Source organism: Nocardia niigatensis NBRC 100131 (assembly GCF_000308655.1).
Lineage (GTDB): Bacteria > Actinomycetota > Actinomycetes > Mycobacteriales > Mycobacteriaceae > Nocardia > Nocardia niigatensis.
Map to the genome: position 1 here is coordinate 74852 of NZ_BAGC01000033.1, position 18218 is coordinate 93069.

Sequence of the window (18218 nt, forward strand, 5' to 3'; positions counted from 1 at the left end):
CGAATGGTGGTGCGAAAGAATCAGGCGACCGAGGCCGCCGGGTCCGCGGGTAGGGTCGCGGCCGGCTCCTGCCAGCGCAGGCGCAGGCCGGAGCCGGGGTCGAACAGGTGGAGATCGGCGGGGTCGCAACGCAATCCGATGTCGTCGCCGACCCGGACACCGGCGGGGCGGGTCGCGCGCACGCACAGCTCCAGCGCGCCGGCGGTGACGTGCACGAGTTCCTCGCTGCCCAGGTTCTCGACCATGGTCACCCGGCCGCGCACGGCCGTGGCGGTCGGATCGATGCGCAGACGCTCGGGACGAATGCCGGCCAGAACCTCGGTGCTGCTTCCGGTTTCGCCGGCGTCGCTACCGGATCCGGTCGTGATGCTGCCGGATTCGGCGTCGATCCCGAGCGCGGCGTCGATACCGTCGGTCCGCACGCGCAGCTTGCCCTCGTGCGAAACCACCTCCGCCGGGAAGATGTTCATCGGCGGCGAGCCGAGGAATCCGGCCACGAACGCGGTGCGCGGGTGGTCATAGAGCTCTTCCGGGGTGCCGACCTGCTCGACCCGGCCCGCGTTGAGCAGCGCGATGCGCGTGGCCATGGTCATGGCCTCCACCTGGTCGTGGGTCACGTACAGGAAGGTGGCCCCCAGCCGCCGGTGCAGGGCGATGAGTTCGGCGCGGGTGGCGCTGCGCAGCTTGGCGTCCAGATTCGACAGCGGCTCGTCCATCAGGAACGCGCCGGGGTCGCGAACCATGGCCCGCGCCAGCGCGACTCGCTGCCGCTGGCCGCCCGAGAGCGCGGCGGGCCGTCGCTCCAGCAGCGCGGACAATTCGAGCGTCCGGGCCACCCGTTCGACCCGCTCGGCGATCTGCGCCCGCGGCGTGCGGCGGGCCCGCAGCGGGAATCCGATGTTCTTCGCGACCGTCAGATGCGGGTAGAGCGCGTAGCTCTGGAACACCATGGCCAGGTCCCGCCGCTGCGGCACCTCGTCGGTGATGTCGGTGCCGTCCAGGAGGATTCGGCCTTCCGACGGCTGCTCCAGGCCCGCGATCATGCGCAGCAGCGTGGATTTGCCGCAGCCGCTGGGGCCGAGCAGCACCAGGAATTCACCGTCGGCGATGTCGAGGCTCACCTCGCGCACCGCGTAGTCGGTGTCGAATCGTTTCGACACCGCGTCGATCTGCAAGCGGGCCACTGTTCTCCTTCAGGCCGGCGCGGTGCCGGTCGTGATCCAATCCGCCACGCCGGTGGCGATGGCGGGCGCGTCCTTGACCCACAGGAAGTGGTCGCGGTTCGCGACGGCCGAGTTCTCGTCGATGTGCCAGCGGGTCACCTGGGCGGCGGGCATGCGCGAAACCAGGAAGTCCACATTGGATTTCGGTCCGAGCACGTCCTCCGACAGCGAGATCACCAGCACCGGCACGCGCATGGCGGCCAGTAGCGAGTTGTAGCGGCGTTTGGTGCCGCTGGGTCGGTAGTAGCTGGTCAGCGAATGCACCGACCAGTCGATCATCACGCCGCCGGGCATGGGCGCGGGAATGAGCACGCCTCCGGGCCAGTGACCCTTGTACCGCGACACCAGGCCGATCCACTGGATCTGGCTCAGCGCCTCCCACCAGCGGCGCGGGCCGAACGCCCACCAGAAGACCGTGCCGGTGCCGATGATGGTGACGCCCGCGATCCGACCGGGCTCAGCGGCCGAGAACAGCAGGGCCAGCTGGCCGCCCAGGCTGTGGCCGAACAACTGGATCGGCGCGCCCGGGAAGCGCTCCTCGACCGCGGTGACGATGGCGGGCAGATCGGTCTCGATCATCTCGCGGTAGCCGAAGTCGGTGTGCTCACCCAGCTTCGGGGTGGCCTCACCGTGCGCCCGCAGGTCGCAGGTCGCCACCGAAAGTCCCTGGGCGTGCAGGGCTTTGGCGAGCGAGAAATAGTTCTTGGCCTTCATCGCCATGGCCGGCAGGATCAGCACCACCGGGGCGTCCGGCCGCTGCGCGGGCAGGAAGCGGACGGTGAAAGCGACGCCGTCGGCCGTCTCGACCCGGGTGCTCTCCAGAGTGGTGAATTCCGAACGGGATTCGGGGGTCGCGGTGGTCGTGTCGCCGCTCATTTCGCCTCCGCCCCGGTGATGGTCACGTCGCACACGTAGTCGAAGGTGAACTTGGCGACCATGACCTCGTTGTCGTCGAGCAGCGTCGCCTTGCCGGACAGCTCGAACCGGGCCGACGCGGTGGCGGCCAGGATGTCGGCGAGCTCGCGCTGGTCGACGGTGGCGATCGCGCGGATGCGGCCCTGTGCCGGCTTGCGGTAGGACGCGGTGCCGCCGCGCAGTACCAGGCGTTCGACCGTGTACAGCCGGTGGGCGGCCGCGCCGACGAAGGCCGCCGCGCCCGCGATGTCGGCCGCGGTGAACAGCGCGCCCGCGTGCACGGTGGACATGTGGTTGCGGACCTCGTCCACGGCCGGGATCTCCACCACCGCGCGGTCGGGGCTGATCTCGGAGACGAGGGTGCCGACGTGGCGGCCGAACGGCACCATCTGCTGCGAGATGGCGCGCAGGTACTCGTAATCGACGGCGTCGGGGTTCAGTTCCGGGTAGGCGGCGGCGAATCCGGCCAGCGTGCGGGTGGTCATTCGGGCTTCCCTTCGGTGTTCTGAGTTGTCGGCGGCAATCGGGCGATCAGCGCGGGCCGCGCAGCACCCGGCGGGCGATCGACCAGCGCAGCACTTCCGAGGGCCCCTCGTAGATGCGGAAGGCCCGGGCCTCCACCAGGAATCGGGCCACCAGGTGGTCCTCGCAGACGCCCAGGCCGCCGTGCAGCTGCACCGCGCGATCCAGCACCCGCCAGACCGCCTCGGAGACGAAGGTTTTCGCGATGGAGGTCTCGTGCCGGGCCTGCGAGGAGGTCGGACCGTGAGTGTCGATGGTGTCGGCGACGCTGCGCACCAGGCTGCGGGCGGCCGCGATATCGATCTCGTTGTCGGCGACGAGGCCCTGGGCGATGCCGTGCTCGGCGATGGGCACGCCGAAGGAGTGGCGGCGGGTGATGTGGTCGGCGGTGAGCTGCTGCGCGCGCACCGCCAGGCCCAGCCAGTTCATGCAGAACGTGAGCCGTGACGGCGCGAGCCGGACCTGCGCCAGTTCCAGGCCCCGGCCGACCTCGCCCAGCACTGCGGTGTCGGGGACCTCGCAGTCGGCGAATTCGACCTCGCAGTGCCCGCCGGGGGCGCTGGTGTGGTCCAGGGTCGGCATCCGGCGGCCCACCCGCAGGCCCGGGTTGTCCTGATCGACCAGGAACATGGTGGGGCCGTCGGAGGTCATGGCCACGCAGATGGTGAACGCCGCGCCGTTGGCGCCGGTGGTGAAGTGCTTGGCGCCGTTGATGACCCAGCCCTTGTCGGTCTCCTCGGCCGTGGTGCGCAGCATGCGGGGATCGGTACCCGCGCCGGGGGCGGGCTCGGTCAGCGCGATGGCCGAGCGCACGTCGCCGGCGGCCAGCGGGGCCAGATAGCGTTCGCGCTGTTCGGCATTGGCGACGTGGGCCAGCAGATGGATATTGCCGTCGTCGGGAGCCCAGGCGTTCACGGCCAGCGGGCCGAGCAGGCTGGCGCCCGCCGCCTCGAGCACCTCGGCCTGGGCCCGGGTGTTCAGGCCGAGTCCGCCGTACTCCGGATCGGACAGCGGGCCGAAGACCCCCGCCTCCTTGGCCTTCTTCTGCAGGTCCAGCCGCAGCGCGTCATCGGTGACCCGGCCGCCGGCCACCACCTCGCGTTCCACCGGGATGACCTGCTCAATCACGAACTGCCTGGTCCGTTCGACCAGTTCCGCCACAGCGCTCATGGGGTCAGTGTCGGTCGGGCGTGCTGTCTACCGGGCGGGCGATCGTCAATGCCTATCGGTCGAATCGACTGCCGCTTCCGACCCGCGTTCTTCCGGGCGTCTCGGACAGGCTGAGCCCGACACCGAGTCCAGGAGTGTTCGACACCGGGCCCGCGAGGGCCGACGAGGGGATGCGATGACCGAGTTGATGGTCCGGGTGACCGGCCGACGTGACGTGGCCGAGGGCGTGTTCGCCCTCGAGCTGGCGGCGCTCGGCGGCGGCGCGCTGCCGGACTGGACGCCCGGCGCCCACATCGACGTGTTCGCCGGATCGGCCGGCGTGCGGCAGTATTCGCTGTGCGGCGATACCGCCGACCGGCAGTCCTGGCGGATCGCGATCCTGCACGAACCCGACGGCCGGGGCGGCTCCGCGCATCTGTTCCGCACCGCGCATCCGGGCACCGAGCTGCGAGTGTCGCTGCCGCGCAACCACTTCGCCCTGGCACCCGGTGACGAGTACCTGTTCCTGGCGGGCGGCATCGGGATCACGCCGATCCTGCCCATGGTGGCCGCCGCAACGCGGTCGGGCGCGCGCTGGAGCCTGCACTACGGCGCGCGCACCCGGGAGCACCTGGCCTTCACCGATGAGCTGGCGCGCTACGACCGGGTGAACCTGGTGCCACAGAACGAATCCGGGCTGCTGCCCCTGGCAGACCTGCTCGCCGACACCACCGCCACCGTGTACTGCTGCGGGCCCGCGCCGCTGCTCGACGCCGTCGAGGCCGAGGGCGCGCGCCGAGGGCTGGCCGTGCACACCGAGCGGTTCGTGCCACGACGCGTCGACAACGGGGTCGATCGCGCCTTCGAGGTCCGCCTGGCACGCAGTGGTCAGGTGCTGCGTGTCGGGCCGGACCGGTCCATCGTCGACGTGCTCGAGGGCGTGGGCGTCGCCATCGTCACCTCCTGCCGGGAGGGGACGTGCGGCAGCTGTGAGACGCCGTTGCTGGAAGGCGAAGTGGAGCACCGGGACTCGGTGCTCACCGCCGCCGAACGCGAATCCGGCAACACCCTGATGCCCTGCGTATCGCGGGCCGTCTCAGATGTTCTCGTGCTCGACCTGTGACACGAGAAGCACAAGGAAAACCAAGCGAAAGAACGCAGAGAGAAACAGGATGAGGAACACTGCTGCGGCGTCCGCGCTGCTCGCCGCCACGCTGTGCATCGGCGCAGGCGCCACCGGCACGGCCGGGGCCGACACCCCCGCCCCCCTGAACTACACCGCCACCAGCACCCCGACGAACGTGGTCATCCGGACCGACGCGGGCTCGATAGCCGTCGAGGACGGCGCCCTGAAGATCAAGGCCGGCGACGGCACCGTGCTGGCGGGCACCGAATTGGCCTTCCGCGTCGATGATTTCGTCTTCCCGATCGCGGCCGAGGTCACCGACCGCACCGCCACCCTGACCCCCGAATTCGACATGGCCCACGCCGTCTACAAGCCGGTCGCCCTCCCCTACGAGGACCAGGCCCCGTGGAAGACCCAGTACGACCGCGAACAGGCCGCCTGGAGCCGCATGACGACCACCATCTCCACGGGCGCCACCATCGGCACCCTGGTCGGTGGCATCGGTGGCGCCGCCCTGGGCTGCCTGGCGGGCGCGACCGCCGGTCTGGCGCTCACCGGTGCCCTCGCCACGCTCTTCGGCGCGGGCCCCCTGGCCGGTTGCATCGCGGGCGCGGCGGCCGTGGGTTTCCTCGGTACCATCGCCGGTCAGCTCTTCGTGACGGCACCGGTCGCCATCGGCGCCGCCATCCAGTACTTCACCACGATCAACCAGCCTTTCACGCCCGCGAAGTAGGCGTGTAAGACCCGGCGAGTCTCGCCCGGGGGACACGGCCCCGTCCGGATCATCGATCCGGGCGGGGCCTTTTGGTTCACAGGAGTACCGGGAGCTGGTGCAGGCCGCGGATCAGGGTGCTCGGATGCCAGGCCGCTTCGCCGGCGGGCGACAGACGCAGGTCCGGGAACCGGGACAGCAACGCGGCGAAGGCGATTCGCGCTTCCAGGCGGGCCAGGGGCGCGCCGACGCAGAAGTGGATGCCGTGGCCGAACGCGAGATGGCCGGTGGCGTCGCGGCCGGGATCGAGGGTGTCGGCGTCCGGGTAGCGGTCCTCGTCGCGGTTGGCGGCGGCGAGCGCGATGTAGACGAATTCGCCTGCGGGGATGGTGGTTCCGGCGACGGTGAGCGGCTCGGTCGTGTGCCGGACGGTGGCCAGATTGACCGGGCCGTCGTAGCGCAGGAATTCCTCGACGGCGCCGGGGATCGCGTCCGGATCGGCGCGCAGGGCTTGCAGCCGAACCGGATTGCGGAGCAGGGCACGGGTGCCGTTGGCGATGAGATTGACGGTGGTGTCGTGTCCAGCGACCAGCAGCAGGAAGGCCATGCCGACTTGCTCGGGCTCGGTGAGGGCGTCGCCGTCGTCGGCGGGAACGGCCAGCGCGGAGAGCAGATCGGCGGCGGGCTCCTGAGCCTTCGCGCGCACCAGCCGGGTCAGGTAGGCCGCCATGGCCTTCGAGGCGCGGGCGCGGTCCTCCTCCAGGCCGGCGACGGCGACCAGTGCCCGGGTCCACTCCTGGAAGTCCGCGCGGTCCTCGAGCGGTATGCCGAGCAGTTCACAGATCACCGTGATCGGCAGTGGTTCGGCGAACTCGCGCAACAGGTCCGCTTCGGCCCGTCCTTCCAGCGCGTCCAGCAGGTTGCCGGTGATCTCCTCGATGCGCGGGCGCAACTCCGCGACCCGGCGCGGGGTGAAGGCCCGGGTGACCAGCTTCCGCAGCCGGGTGTGCCCGGGCGGATCGGTATTGAGCATGTGGGTGAGCAGGGCCAGGGCGCTCGGATCCGATGGCGGCGTCCCGCGTTTGGCGCTGAGCAGGGCGTCGGTCGCGGCCGCGTCCTTCTGGAGGCGGGGATCGGTCAGGGCGGCGCGGCCCGCGGCATGGTCGAGCACGACCCAGCGAACGAGGCCGTCGGGGAAGCGGACTCGCCGCACCGGGCCGTGTGCGCGCCAGCGGCGGTAGTGGGCGTGTGGATCTGCGAAGAACTCCGGGCCGATGGTTTCGATCCGGTCCGGGGCGTCGATGTCGGCCATGGCGCGACCCTATTCGGCGGGGCGGACGGGGCGCGGGAGCGCGTGAAATCCCGATCATCCGATCGGACTTCGGAATGGAATAGCTTGCGGCGAACCGGAATTCACCCTGGGCTGGTCGAATTCGAGGACATCGCAGTCCAGAGAGGATGTCACCATGACCAGCACCGACATCAAGGTGAACGACACCGTCGCGTCGCGCGTCGGCGAACTGACCGAGGTATTCCAGCGGGGCCTGGACGAGAAGCTCGGAGTCGGCGCGTCGCTGGGCATCCGGCTCGACGCGGCCGGCGACGGCTTCACGCGGTACTACCTGGACCCCAATCCGGCCACCATCAACGCCATGTTCACCGTGCACGGCGGCGTGATCGCCACCCTGATGGACACCGCCATGGGCAGTGCCGTCTTCACGAAACTCGGTGACAACACCGCTTATACGACCCTGGAGCTGAAGGTCAACTTCATCCGCTCGGTCGCCATCGACGGCAAGCGGCTGACCTGCGAGGCCACCGCGGTACACGTGGGCCGGCGCACCGCCACCGCCGAGGGCCGGATCACCGACGCCGACGGCAAGCTCATCGCGCACGGCTCCACCACCATCCTGGTGCTCGGCCCGCAGGGCTGATCCGGACGAGATCGCCGATCCGCGCGCAGATGCCCGGCTCCCCTCGGGAGCCGGGCATCTGCCGTACTCGCCCCGATCAGGCCAGGGCGCGGCACTGGCCGATGAAGCGGGCCAGTTCGTCGATGCGGTCGGTGCGGGCGTCGACGGCCCGGTCGATCACCTTGAGCAGATGCTCATACGCCTCGGTGTGGTCGTAGTCGGCGACCTCGGCGATGCGCAGCGCCCACCGCCAGTAGCCGCGCAGCGTATCCGCCAGCGGCATCCGGAATCCCGCGATCACGTCCCGGATGGGCTCCACCGCCGCGTCGCCCTGGACCCGCAGGTAGCGGCCCACCACGTCGGCCATGAAGCTGAAGTGGCGCGCCTCGTCGCGGGCCAGCCGGCTCAGCACCGCCGCCAGCACGGGATCGCCGGAGACGTCCCGCAATTGGTGGTAGTACATCTGGGTCGCCTTCTCCTGCACCAGCGCGTAGGCGAAGAACTGCACCGGATGCTCGTAGGGCAGGTCGAACGGCTTGCGGCCCTCCACCGCCAATTCGGTGCGCAGGGAGTCTCTCTCGGCGATGCCGGAGGCCACCTGGTACCGGTTGAGTGCGCGGGCGTGGGTGTCCTCCTCGAGCGCCCAGCGCACCGTGAAGTGGTAGAGCTCGCGATTGTGGACGAATGCGGGCAGTTCGACACTGTCGTTCACCGGGAAACAGCGTTGGTATACATCGAAGTACCCCGGCAGGTGATCCTCGATGTAGGTGACGAACTGGACCGCCGAGCGCTGTCCCTCGGTGAGCCGCCCGGCGTCGGCGTCGGCCCAGTCGAAGGCGGTCTCCACGTCCCAGGCGCGGGTGGCCGGCGAGGCGGCCAGGAAGCCGTCCACCGCCGCCACCAGTTCATCGACCGGCAGCAGCGCGGATTCGATGCTCATCGATACTCCTGACGGCTAGCGGGCCCTGCGGCAGCCCAGTGCGTAATGCTTGGTGGTGTAACCCCATCCGGCATTGGCCACCTCGAGGTAGTACCGCAGTTTCCCGGCCAGTCCCGGCTGCCGCTCGTCGATGGCGTCGGCGGCGGCGTCGACGTTGGCGATCCAGTCCTCGATGGTGCGCCGGTAGTGGTCGGTGAGGTCGTCGACCGAGGTGATCGTGAAGCCGGCGTCCTCGGCTGCGGTGATCAGCTCGGACAGCGGCCGCAGATCGCCCCAGCCGAAGATGTCGGAGCGCACGAACTCGGTGCCGGCCCGCTCGTCGAACGCGCGGCGGGCGGCGGCATTGCGGAAGCAGCTCTCCGAGACGTAGAGGGTGCCGCCGCGGCGCAGCACCGCGCGGGCGCGGCGGAACACCTCGTCCAGATCGGGCATGTGCACGATGGACCCGAGCATGGTGACGGCGTCCACGCTGCCCGCGGGCAGGTCGAGCTGCTCGAAATGCCCTACGCGCGTGTGGACCTGGCGCTCGACGCCGCGGGCCTGCGCCTGTGCGGCGATGTAGTCGTGCTGGCGCGGCGCGGGACTGATGCCCAGGGTCTCGCAGCCGTACTCCTGGGCCATGAACAGGATCAGCGAGCCCCAGCCGCAGCCGATGTCGAGCAGTCGCTCGCCGCCCTGGATGCCGAGGCGGCGGGCCACGAACCGCAGCTTGTTGCGCTGGGCGAGTTCGAGGCTGTCGCCCTCGTTCTCGTAGAGCGCGGAACTGTACTTGCGCAGCGGATCCAGGAACTGGCCGAAGATCTCCGGATCCAGGTCGTAGTGCTGGTTGGTGTCGGCGGTGACGGTCATGCCGCGTCCTGCAGGGCCTTGTCGACGACCACGGCCACCTCGGCGAGCGTGGCGGTGCCGAAGACGTCCTCGTCCTCGAGCTCGATGTCGTAGGTGCGTTCGATGCGCGCGATCATGCGCAGCACCCGCACCGAGTCCACGCCGGCCATGGCGCGCAGGTCGGCGTCGGGGGTCAGTTCCGAGACGGGCAGGCCGGTCTCGGCGACGGCGATCTCGGTGACGGTGCGCAGGATGTCATCGGTGGTCATGACGGAACTCCATTCGGGGACAGGGCATTTGCCGTGGTGAGAGCTTGGTCGAGCAGGGCGACCTCGTCGTCGCGCAGGGACAGCTGGTGGCGCACGGACTCGAGCGCGAACGGGCGGTAGGTGGCGGCCGAGGACGCGCAGCTGATGCCGTCGGCGTCCAGGATCTCGGCGGCGGCCTGGATCAGATCGCCGGAGCCGGTCGCGGACAGCGTTGCCACACAACGATATTCGCGGTCGATCAGCAGCGGCGTCAGGAAGCGGGTGCGCTGCGACACCGTGAAGGCGGGCACCTGCCGGGCCAGCACGATCAGGTTGCCCATCACCTCGTCGCAGATGACGCCGGTCAGACCACCGTGCACGATGCCCGGATAGGACTCGAAGCAGCGGTCCAGCCGGAAGCGGGCCTGCAGCCCGTCCGGGTGCGGGGTGAAGGCCAGGCGCAGTCCGGACGCGTTGTGCGGGGAGCAGCCGAAGCAGTGATAGTCGGGGATGACCGACCACGGCACGCGGACGGTGGCCGGATCCGCGGGCGCCGCGGTGGCCGGATCCGCGGGCACGGTGGCGGCTGTGGGGGAGAGCACGGCCGCGCCGCTAGGCGATGGCCTCGGCCAGCGCGCGGCGGACCTTGGCATTGCTGGACAGGTCCAGGCCGGTCATGGTCGCGAAGGTGCGGCGCACCTTGTCGTGCAGCACCTCCAGTTCGCCGTCGGCGGCGACCTGTTCGAGGAACAGTTCGAAGCCGGTGTCGATGGTCTCGTGATCGCCGAGCTCGGCGATCCCGGCCTTGAAGGTGCTCACCGGGTGCTTGATCTTGGCCTCGGAGCTGTACACGTACAGGGTCTCCAGGACCGAGGGCAGCTCCTCGGGCCGGCGGGCCAGGCGCTCGGTGGCGTAGTGGATGAACTCGCGGGCGTGCCCGGCCTCGTCGCGACTCGCGTTGAGCAGCAGCGACTTCAGGACCGGCTCCTGCACCCAGGCCGACACCGCGCGGTAGACGTGGTTGACCGTCAGCTCGGAGATGATGTTGGTGGCCAGCGTCGCCGAGGGCGAGGTGCCCGGGGCGTAGGGCTCGCGCATGGCGTCGACCGCGCGGTCCTCGACATCCTCGCCGATGGCGCGCAGCCAGGACCGGAAGGCGTAGTGGTGCTGCACCTCCTGGTAGCCCCACACCACGGCGAAGGTGGAGAAGTCGTAGTCGTCGACGAACTCGGCCAGGAACCCGTGCACGGCGGCGATGACATTGGACTCGCCCATGGCGGCGCTCTTGGCCAGGGTCACGTACTCCGGCCGCACCAGGTCCTTGTCCACGGTGTCGAAGGCGAGATCGCCCAGCTTCCAGTGCAGGCGCTCGTAGTGGCGGAAGACTTCATAACTGTGCACGGGTGCCTCCGGTTCGTGCGGATCGAATGGCGTTGGGCGTCAAGGGCACTGGGGAATGTCAGCGGTGCTGGGCGATGAGGTCCCGGGCGGCGAGCCGCCGCAGCTTGCCGCTGCTGGTGCGGGGGATGGTGCGCGGCGGCACGAGGTACACCTCGACGGCCGCCAGCCCGAGATCAGCGGCCACCCGGTCGCGGATGGCCCGGGTCAGCGCGGCCGCGGCGTCGCCGTCGAGTTCGGATTCGGCGATCAGCGCGATCACGTCCGCGCCGTCGGGGTCGATCGCGGCGGTGCAGCGCTGCTTGTAGATGCCGTCGAGGTCGCGCACCGCGGCCTCGACGTCCTGGGCGTAGTGGTTCACGCCGCGCACGGTGATCATGTCCTTGCAGCGGCCGGTGACGAAAAGCTCACCGGCGCGCTGGTATCCGAGGTCGCCGGTGCGCAGCCAGCCGTCGGTGAAGCGGTCGCCCACCGCGGCCGGGTCGCCACCGAGGTAGCCGTCGGTGACCGAGGCGCCGCGGATGAGGATCTCCCCGACTCGGCCGTCGGGCAGGTCCAGGCCGGAATCGGTGGACACCACACGCAGTTCGAGGCCGTCCACGGCCGAGCCGACCCCGGCCACCGCCCGCGCGCCCGCCTGTCCCGGCAACACCGGGTCGGCGTGCTGGGCGTCGGCCAGCAGCACCCGGTCCACCCACTCGAACACCGGCTCGCGGCCCAGCGGCGGGAAGGCGACGGCCAGCGTGGCCTCGGCCATCCCGTACACGCCGAACATGGTGCTCGGCGCGAATCCGGCCGGGGCGAACCGGTCCAGGAACCGGGTCACCACGTCCTGCGAAATCGGTTCCGCGCCATTGAAGGCGATGCGCCAGCGGCTCAGGTCGTATTCGGCGACCTGCTGCGGGGCTACCGCTCCCAGCAGCGCCTCGTAGCCGAAACTCGGCATGGCGGTGATGGTGGTGCCGCTGGCGGCGAATTCGCGCAGCCAGCGCGCCGGGTCCTTGACGAACGACAGCGGCGACCACAGGTGCGCCGGAATGCCGCGCAGGATCGCCGAGAGCGTTCCGAACAGACCCATGTCGTGGAACAGCGGCAGCCAGAAGCCGCCCTGATCGTCCAGATCCAGGGCGATGCCCCGGCGGATGGCGGCCAGACCGGCCATCACCTGGCGGTGGGTCAGCTGCACGCCCTTGGGGAGGGCGGTGCTGCCGGAGGTGAACTGCACGACCGCCAGGTCGTCGGGCTCCGAGGTCGGCAGTACCACCCGCTCGGACTCCTCGTCGGCGGAAAGCTCTGCGGTGTCGAGGAATTCGACCGGGACGGCGCCGCCCAGCAGCGGCACCAGTTCGGCGAAGCGCGGGGACACCAGCACCGTGCGCATACCGGCAGCCGCGGTGATGGCTGCCAGCTGCGGTGGATAGCCGCCGGCGCGACGGGTGCTCGCGGGCAGGGGCAGGGGGGTGGCGGCCGCGCCGGCGGCGACGACGCCGAAGAAGCTCACCAGGAATTCCGGTGCGTTCGGGCAGAGGATGCCCACCGGTTCGCCGCGCCCCACCCCGCGCCGGACCAGCGCGGCCGCGGCCGCTCGTGCGGCGCGGTGCAGTTCCGCGTAGTCCATGCGCTCGGCGGTGGACCAGAATGTCGCCTCCACGCGTGGGTGCTCGGCGGCGATGAATGCGAGCCGATCGGTCAGTGTGCCTTCGGAATTCGCGGAATCCATAACCGTCACGACAACAGCGAATTGTGTCCGGGCGCTGAACGCGCTGTTAAACGTGAGCGGTGATAACCAGCCTCGATCGCCCAATTACAGTGCGCGATAAAGACATACGGCGATCGGACGATAGACGTCGGCAATGGCCGCGCGGCCTGCCGGGGCCGGCGGCGAGGATGAAATCGCGAAAATGCTATTCACAATTCAGGAGTCGCCGGTGAGTTCCGAACCCGCCGCCGTCGCGGAAATGACCCGGGTCCAGCGGGCCGTCGTCGAGAGCATCGCGCCGCACCTGCGGCACAACCCCTACGACAGTTACCGGATCCTGCGTGCCGCCGGGCCTTTCGTGCCCGGCCCCCACGACACCCGTCTGGTCACCCGCCACGCCGAGGCACAGGCCATCCTCACCGATCCGCGCTGGAGTCACGCCGAGGAACCCGAGTTGCTGCACGGCGACAGCGACGTGGAGCTGCCCGGATCGTTCCTGTGGATGGAGCCGCCGGATCACACCCGGCTACGTGGCCTGGTCGGCAAGGCGTTCACCGCCCGCACCGTCAGCGGATTGCGCGGGCGCGCCGCCCAGCTGGTGGACGAGCTGTTGACCGCGATCCTCACCGACTGCGAGGTGGATCTGCTCGAGGCCCTCGCCTATCCGGTGCCCCTCACCCTCATCTGCGAGATGCTAGGCGTGCCCGCCGAGGCGCACGCGCAGGTGCGGGCCATGTCGGCGGGCATCGCCCGCGGTCTCGACCCCGACGTGCTGCTCAGCCCCGAGGAACTGGCCGCCCGCACCGCCGCCGTGCACGAATTCACCGAGTTCTTCGGCGATCTCGTCGAACAGCGCCGCCGCACCCCGCGCGCCGACCTGATCACCGCACTGGTCCAGGCCGAGGAGGCCGGGGTGCGGCTGACCCACACCGAGCTCATCGGCACCTTGCTGATCCTGGTGGTGGCGGGCCACGAGACGTCGGTCAACCTGATCGGCAACGGCGTGCTCGCCCTGATCCAGGAGCCCGGTGAGTTCCGGCGGCTGCGCGCCGATCCCGACCTGGCCGGTGTCGCGGTGGACGAGGTGCTGCGCTACGACGCGCCGGTGCATCTCACCACCCGTACCGCGCGGGCCGAGATCACCGTCGGCGAGCGCACTTTCGCACCCGGTGACGCGGTGATCGTGCTGCTCGGATCGGCCAATCGCGACCCGGAGGCGTTCCCCGACGCCGACCGGTTCGACCTGGGCCGGTATCTGCCGGGCCGGAACACCGAGCGGCACCTGTCATTCGGCCTCGGCCTGCACTACTGCCTGGGCGCGCCACTGGCCCGCATGGAGATGCAGACGGTGCTGCACGCCCTGGGTGTTCGCGTTACCGAGTTGAGCCTGCTGGCCGAGCCGCCGTACCGGCCCAATGTGGTCGTCCGCGGCATGTCCGAATTGTGTGTCCGTGTGGAGGGCCGATGAGCACCGCTGTACCCGAGATCACCTTCGACGCCTTCGATCCCGGCCACCGCGCCGATCCCTACCCCGCGTACCGCCGCGTCCGTGACGCCGCGGCCCTGTTCCCGTACCACTTCGGGGGCGTGCCGGTCACCCTGATCACCCGGTACGAGGAGTGCGCGGAAATCCTCACCGGCGCGGACTGGGGACACGGGTACGCCGCCGGCATCAGCCCCTTCCGGGACACCACCGCCGCCATTCCGGGCTCCTTCGTGCGCATGGATCCGCCGCAGCACGGCCGCTACCGCAAGCTGGTGGCGAAGGCCTTCACGCCGCGCATGGTCGGCGAACTCGCGCCGGTGGCCGGGAAGGTGGTGGACGATCTGGTCGACATCGCCTTGGAGCGTGGCGAATTCGATGTGCTCGAGGATCTGGCGGTGCCGCTGGCGGTGGCCATGATCCCGGTGCGGCTGCTGGGCGGCGATCCGGCCGACGGCGCGCGGTTCCGGGAGTGGCAGCTGGCCATCGCGCGCGGCAGCGATCCGGACTCGCTGCTCGGGCCCGACGACATCGAGGCGCGCGGGCGGTCGGCGCTGGCCTGCATGGGGTACTTCGGCGAACTGGTCGCGCGCCGCAAGCGGGAACCGGGCCCGGATCTGCTCAGCGAACTGGTCGCGGCAAGCGCTGACGGTGAGACGTTGACGGAGGCGGAGGTGATCGGCATGGCCCTGCTGCTGCTCGTCGCCGGGATGGAAACCTCCATCAACCTGATCGGCAACGGGCTGCTGGCACTGCTGCGCAATCCGGACCAGCTCGAATTGCTGCGCCGCCGACCCGAACTCGTCGAACCGGCCCTCGACGAGATGCTGCGCTACGACGCGCCCACCCAGTTCACCATCCGGGTGGCCCTCGCCGACACCGTGGTCGGCGGCCGGCAGTTCGAGCGCGGCGACGGTGTCGTGGTGCTCACCGCCTCGGCGAGCCGCGACGACCGGGTGTTCCCGGACGCCGACACCTTCGATGTCACCCGGTACGCCGGGAACCGGCCCGCCCGTAAGCATCTGGGCTTCAGCCTCGGCATCCACTACTGCGTCGGCGCTCCGCTCGCGCGCCTCGAAGCCTCGGCCGCGGTCCGCGCTCTGCTCGACCGCGCGCCCGGGCTGCGGCTGGGCGCGGAGACCATCGAGTACCGGCCCAGCCTGATCCACCGCGGTGTGATGGCCCTGCCGGTGACGGTATGAGTCGAGCGGACCGGCACGCCATCGTCATCGGCGCGGGTATCGCGGGACTGCTCGCGGCCCGCGTGCTCGCCGAATCCTGCACGCGGGTCACGATTCTCGAACGCGATACCGCCGACGCGGCCGCGGTGCGCCGTGGCGTCGGGCAGGGCCGGCACCTGCACGGCCTGTTGGACCGTGGCCGCACCATCTTCGAAGAGCTGTTCCCGGGCTGTACCGCCGATCTGGTCGAGGCCGGCGCGCAGACAGCCGAGGTACTCGTCGGGACCCGCTGGTACATCGCCGGATCGCGGCTGACGGCCACTCCGACCGGGCTCACCTCGATCATCGCGACCCGGCCCCTGCTCGAATCCGTGCTGCGCCGCCGCACCCTGCAACTGCCGAATGTGATGCTGCGCGATGGAATCACGGTCCGGGGCCTGATCGGGGACAGCGATCGCATCACCGGTGTGCGGGTGGCGTCCTACCGTGATCCACACCCCGGCAACGACTTCGACGCCGCGGGTGGCGACAGGGCCTCGGCCGGCCCGCGCGGCGCGGCCCCGGACGGTGAGATCGCCACCGCCGATCTCGTCGTCGACGCGAGCGGGCGAGGATCGCGAGTCTGCGAGTGGCTCCGGGTGATCGGCGCGCCCACGCCCGTCGAGGAGCAGCTCGAGGTCGATCTCGGGTACGCCTCGCGGCTCTACCGCTACTGCGAGGGACAGCTGGGCGGGCACGCCTCGGTGATCATCTCCACCGGCGCCAACGGGCACGGCGGTGGGGCGGTGCACGTGGAGGGCGACCGCTGGCTGGTCACGCTCGCGGGCATGATGGGCGACCATCCGCCCATCGACGCGGCGGGCTTCCAGGCGTACGCCGCGAGCCTGGACGCGCCCGACATCCACGAGATCATCACGGCCGCAGAGCCTCTCGACGACCCGGTGCCCTACCGATTCCGGTCCTCGGTGCGGCGCCGCTTCGACCGGATGCCCGCCGCGCCCGCGGGACTGGTCGTGCTCGGTGACGCTCAATGCGCGTTCAACCCGCTCTACGCCCAGGGCATGACCGTCGCGGCGCTGCAGGCCGCCGCCCTGCGCGCATGCCTGGACGGCGGCCTGCCGTTCGCGGAGCTGCCCGCGCGCTTCTACCCGGCCGCGGCCGAGGCCACCGCGACCGCCTGGCAGCTCGCGGCGGCCTCGGATCTGCGTCATCGCAGGGTCGCGGGGCGGCGCGGGCTGCGCACCCGGCTCACCAATGCGTATGTGGCGCAGGCGCATCGCGCCGCCCACCGCGACCCGCTGGTGGCACGCACCTTCATGCGTGTCGCCCACCTCGTCGAACCGCCCGCCGCACTGACCCAACCGGCGCTGGCGGCCCGAATCATGCTGCGCGGCAATGGCGCCGCACTTCTTATACCGGCCGATCGTTGAATCCAGGAGGACAGTCATGGCCGCCCCAGAGGTGAACGCCGTCGCCGAAGCGCAGGACCCGGCCGTTGAGAACGCGCTGGTCCAGCTCTTCGGGCCCGACGGCCGCTCGGACCCGTACACCCCGGCGCGCGTGCTGCGTGATGCCGGGCCCATCCATCAGACCCCGCTCGGGCATCACGTGCTCACCCGGTACGAGGACTGCGCCGCGGTGCTGTCCACCACCGCGTGGAGCCACGCCGAAGAGGCCGGGATGATGCACCCGACCGTCAAACCCGAGGACGCCCCCGACGAACTGCCCACCTCCTTCCTGTGGATGGAGCCGCCGGACCACACCCGCCTGCGCAACCTGGTCACCAAGGGGTTCACCCCGCGCACGGTGGCCCGGCTGCGCCCGCGCATCGAGAAGCTCAGCGCGGAGCTGGTCGACAAGGCCCTGGAGGCAGGCGAATTCGACCTGGTCGAGATGATCGCCTACCCGCTGCCGCTGATCATCGCCTGTGAGCTCATCGGCGTGCCCGAGGAAGCCTACGAGCAGGTGCACCAGTGGTCGCAGGACCTGGCGCGCGGATTCGACCACGACTACACGCTGCCCGAGGAATCGCTGAAGGCGCGCAGCGCCGCCTCGCGCGGATTCATGGGCTACTTCCGGGAACTGCTCAACGAGCGCCGGGTGAACCCGCGCGACGATCTGCTCAGTGCGCTCTCACAGGTCGAGGACCGCGGTGACGTGCTCACCGAGCAGGAATTGCTCGCCACCTGCATCACCACCTTCGTGGCCGGGCACGAGACCACCGCCAACCTGATCGGCACCGGCATGCTGCGGCTGCTGCGCGCGCCCGACCAGATCCAGGCGATGCGCGACCGCCCCGAACTCACCGCCTCCGCACCCGATGAACTCCTGCGCCTGGAACCCTCGGTGCAGATCACCACCCGGGCCGCCACCCGCCCGATCACCGTCGCCGGTCACGACTTCGAACCGGGCGAGGGCGTGGTGGTCCTCATCAACTCCGCCAACCACGACGAGCGCGTCTTCCCCGATCCCGACCGCACCGACGTCGCCCGCTACTCCGACCCCAAGCACCCCGCCAAGAAGCACCTCGGCTTCAGCCTCGGCATCCACTACTGCCTGGGCGCCCCCCTGGCCCTCCTGGAAATGGAGATCCTGCTCGACGTGCTGCTCCGCAAAGTCGGTGCGATGGAACTGCTTTCGGAGAATCCCCCCTTCAAACCGAACGTGGTCATCCGCGGCCTCGAGTCCCTGCGCGTAGGCCTCCGGCCCGCCTGATCCGAGGCGTGACCCATCAGCGGGCACCGGGACATTCCCGGTGCCCGCCGGTGTATATCGGGGCTCTTTCGCGGCCGTCGCGGCGTGCCACACTCGCTGTGCGAATTGCACGGCGTGGCTTCGGCCGCGATGGTGGCTCGAGGAGCTGGGGTGAGGCAGACCCAAG

General features: G+C 70.4%; 18 protein-coding genes. 7 read left to right on the top strand and 11 right to left on the bottom strand.

Annotated elements, in window-relative coordinates; all coding sequences use genetic code 11:
- Nucleotides 1–20: 20 nt before the first annotated feature.
- The 4 genes from ON33_RS08480 to ON33_RS08495 are packed head-to-tail and all read right to left on the bottom strand — an operon-like array spanning nucleotide 21 to nucleotide 3830.
- Complete coding sequence (locus tag ON33_RS08480; RefSeq protein WP_040857204.1) at nucleotides 21–1184, bottom strand: ABC transporter ATP-binding protein; 1164 nt, start codon at nucleotides 1182–1184, stop codon at nucleotides 21–23.
- A 9-nt stretch (nucleotides 1185–1193) separates the two neighbouring features.
- On the bottom strand, nucleotides 1194–2099 hold the full coding sequence (locus ON33_RS08485) for an alpha/beta hydrolase family protein (protein WP_040857205.1): 906 nt from the start codon (nucleotides 2097–2099) through the stop codon (nucleotides 1194–1196).
- The gene (locus ON33_RS08490) at nucleotides 2096–2623 is read right to left on the bottom strand and encodes a YiiD C-terminal domain-containing protein (protein WP_040857206.1); all 528 of its coding nucleotides are present in this window, start codon (nucleotides 2621–2623) and stop codon (nucleotides 2096–2098) included. Before ON33_RS08490 ends, ON33_RS08485 begins: the two co-directional genes overlap by 4 nt.
- Before the next feature lie 46 nt (nucleotides 2624–2669).
- On the bottom strand, nucleotides 2670–3830 hold the full coding sequence (locus ON33_RS08495) for an acyl-CoA dehydrogenase family protein (protein ID WP_040857207.1): 1161 nt from the start codon (nucleotides 3828–3830) through the stop codon (nucleotides 2670–2672).
- Nucleotides 3831–4005: 175 nt separating this feature from the next.
- Between ON33_RS08495 and ON33_RS08500 the strand changes: the two genes are divergently transcribed.
- Together ON33_RS08500 and ON33_RS08505 are read left to right on the top strand one after the other, a co-directional pair.
- Entirely contained in the window at nucleotides 4006–4932 is a 927-nt protein-coding gene (locus ON33_RS08500) for a PDR/VanB family oxidoreductase (RefSeq protein WP_040857208.1), read from the top strand.
- 49 nt (nucleotides 4933–4981) lie between these two features.
- Nucleotides 4982–5668: a DUF8020 domain-containing protein gene (locus tag ON33_RS08505; protein WP_040857209.1), complete on the top strand. Its 687-nt coding sequence runs from the start codon at nucleotides 4982–4984 to the stop codon at nucleotides 5666–5668.
- 76 nt (nucleotides 5669–5744) lie between these two features.
- On the opposite strand, the gene ON33_RS08510 is transcribed toward ON33_RS08505, so the two are convergent.
- Nucleotides 5745–6959 carry a cytochrome P450 family protein gene (locus ON33_RS08510; RefSeq protein WP_040857210.1) on the bottom strand — a complete coding sequence of 405 codons (1215 nt, stop codon included), beginning with the start codon at nucleotides 6957–6959 and terminating at the stop codon, nucleotides 5745–5747.
- Nucleotides 6960–7113: 154 nt separating this feature from the next.
- Here ON33_RS08510 and ON33_RS08515 point away from each other — a divergent pair, with 154 nt between their 5' ends.
- The gene (locus tag ON33_RS08515; RefSeq protein ID WP_040857211.1) at nucleotides 7114–7581 is read left to right on the top strand and encodes a PaaI family thioesterase; all 468 of its coding nucleotides are present in this window, start codon (nucleotides 7114–7116) and stop codon (nucleotides 7579–7581) included.
- A 76-nt stretch (nucleotides 7582–7657) separates the two neighbouring features.
- Here the strand turns inward: ON33_RS08515 and ON33_RS08520 are convergent, their stop codons facing one another.
- Genes ON33_RS08520 through ON33_RS08545 form a run of 6 tightly spaced genes read right to left on the bottom strand, consistent with a single transcriptional unit; the run spans nucleotide 7658 to nucleotide 12694 of the window.
- On the bottom strand, nucleotides 7658–8500 hold the full coding sequence (locus ON33_RS08520) for an acyl-ACP desaturase (RefSeq protein ID WP_040857213.1): 843 nt from the start codon (nucleotides 8498–8500) through the stop codon (nucleotides 7658–7660).
- Nucleotides 8501–8515: 15 nt separating this feature from the next.
- Nucleotides 8516–9349 (bottom strand): SAM-dependent methyltransferase, encoded by an 834-nt coding sequence (locus ON33_RS08525; protein ID WP_040857214.1) that lies wholly within the window; start codon nucleotides 9347–9349, stop codon nucleotides 8516–8518.
- On the bottom strand, nucleotides 9346–9597 hold the full coding sequence (locus ON33_RS08530) for an acyl carrier protein (protein ID WP_040857216.1): 252 nt from the start codon (nucleotides 9595–9597) through the stop codon (nucleotides 9346–9348). The genes ON33_RS08525 and ON33_RS08530 overlap by 4 nt, the downstream gene beginning before the upstream one ends.
- Nucleotides 9594–10178, bottom strand: a complete 585-nt coding sequence (locus tag ON33_RS08535; RefSeq protein WP_245550397.1) for a PaaI family thioesterase — start codon at nucleotides 10176–10178, stop codon at nucleotides 9594–9596. The genes ON33_RS08530 and ON33_RS08535 overlap by 4 nt, the downstream gene beginning before the upstream one ends.
- A 10-nt stretch (nucleotides 10179–10188) precedes the next feature.
- Nucleotides 10189–10977, bottom strand: coding sequence for a ferritin-like domain-containing protein (locus ON33_RS08540; RefSeq protein ID WP_040857217.1), 789 nt, complete (start codon nucleotides 10975–10977; stop codon nucleotides 10189–10191).
- A gap of 58 nt (nucleotides 10978–11035) precedes the next feature.
- Complete coding sequence (locus tag ON33_RS08545; RefSeq protein WP_040857219.1) at nucleotides 11036–12694, bottom strand: AMP-binding protein; 1659 nt, start codon at nucleotides 12692–12694, stop codon at nucleotides 11036–11038.
- Between the two features lie 208 nt (nucleotides 12695–12902).
- Between ON33_RS08545 and ON33_RS08550 the strand changes: the two genes are divergently transcribed.
- The 4 genes from ON33_RS08550 to ON33_RS08565 are packed head-to-tail and all read left to right on the top strand — an operon-like array spanning nucleotide 12903 to nucleotide 18052.
- Nucleotides 12903–14141 (top strand): cytochrome P450, encoded by a 1239-nt coding sequence (locus tag ON33_RS08550; RefSeq protein WP_040857464.1) that lies wholly within the window; start codon nucleotides 12903–12905, stop codon nucleotides 14139–14141.
- On the top strand, nucleotides 14138–15358 hold the full coding sequence (locus ON33_RS08555; RefSeq protein ID WP_040857221.1) for a cytochrome P450: 1221 nt from the start codon (nucleotides 14138–14140) through the stop codon (nucleotides 15356–15358). The genes ON33_RS08550 and ON33_RS08555 overlap by 4 nt, the downstream gene beginning before the upstream one ends.
- Nucleotides 15355–16767 carry an NAD(P)/FAD-dependent oxidoreductase gene (locus ON33_RS08560; protein WP_051151809.1) on the top strand — a complete coding sequence of 471 codons (1413 nt, stop codon included), beginning with the start codon at nucleotides 15355–15357 and terminating at the stop codon, nucleotides 16765–16767. The genes ON33_RS08555 and ON33_RS08560 overlap by 4 nt, the downstream gene beginning before the upstream one ends.
- Nucleotides 16768–16783: 16 nt before the next feature.
- The gene (locus ON33_RS08565; RefSeq protein ID WP_051151810.1) at nucleotides 16784–18052 is read left to right on the top strand and encodes a cytochrome P450; all 1269 of its coding nucleotides are present in this window, start codon (nucleotides 16784–16786) and stop codon (nucleotides 18050–18052) included.
- The last annotated feature ends 166 nt before the right edge of the window (nucleotides 18053–18218 follow it).

Excerpts from the sequence above, each read along its gene's own strand:
- ON33_RS08485 (WP_040857205.1), bottom strand. The coding sequence starts at position 2,099 with ATGAGCGGCGACACGACCACCGCGACCCCCGAATCCCGTTCGGAATTC.
- ON33_RS08490 (WP_040857206.1), bottom strand. The coding sequence starts at position 2,623 with ATGACCACCCGCACGCTGGCCGGATTCGCCGCCGCCTACCCGGAACTG.
- ON33_RS08495 (WP_040857207.1), bottom strand. The coding sequence starts at position 3,830 with ATGAGCGCTGTGGCGGAACTGGTCGAACGGACCAGGCAGTTCGTGATT.
- ON33_RS08500 (WP_040857208.1), top strand. The coding sequence starts at position 4,006 with ATGACCGAGTTGATGGTCCGGGTGACCGGCCGACGTGACGTGGCCGAG.
- ON33_RS08505 (WP_040857209.1), top strand. The coding sequence starts at position 4,982 with ATGAGGAACACTGCTGCGGCGTCCGCGCTGCTCGCCGCCACGCTGTGC.
- ON33_RS08510 (WP_040857210.1), bottom strand. The coding sequence starts at position 6,959 with ATGGCCGACATCGACGCCCCGGACCGGATCGAAACCATCGGCCCGGAG.
- ON33_RS08515 (WP_040857211.1), top strand. The coding sequence starts at position 7,114 with ATGACCAGCACCGACATCAAGGTGAACGACACCGTCGCGTCGCGCGTC.
- ON33_RS08520 (WP_040857213.1), bottom strand. The coding sequence starts at position 8,500 with ATGAGCATCGAATCCGCGCTGCTGCCGGTCGATGAACTGGTGGCGGCG.
- ON33_RS08525 (WP_040857214.1), bottom strand. The coding sequence starts at position 9,349 with ATGACCGTCACCGCCGACACCAACCAGCACTACGACCTGGATCCGGAG.
- ON33_RS08530 (WP_040857216.1), bottom strand. The coding sequence starts at position 9,597 with ATGACCACCGATGACATCCTGCGCACCGTCACCGAGATCGCCGTCGCC.
- ON33_RS08545 (WP_040857219.1), bottom strand. The coding sequence starts at position 12,694 with ATGGATTCCGCGAATTCCGAAGGCACACTGACCGATCGGCTCGCATTC.
- ON33_RS08555 (WP_040857221.1), top strand. The coding sequence starts at position 14,138 with ATGAGCACCGCTGTACCCGAGATCACCTTCGACGCCTTCGATCCCGGC.
- ON33_RS08560 (WP_051151809.1), top strand. The coding sequence starts at position 15,355 with ATGAGTCGAGCGGACCGGCACGCCATCGTCATCGGCGCGGGTATCGCG.
- ON33_RS08565 (WP_051151810.1), top strand. The coding sequence starts at position 16,784 with ATGGCCGCCCCAGAGGTGAACGCCGTCGCCGAAGCGCAGGACCCGGCC.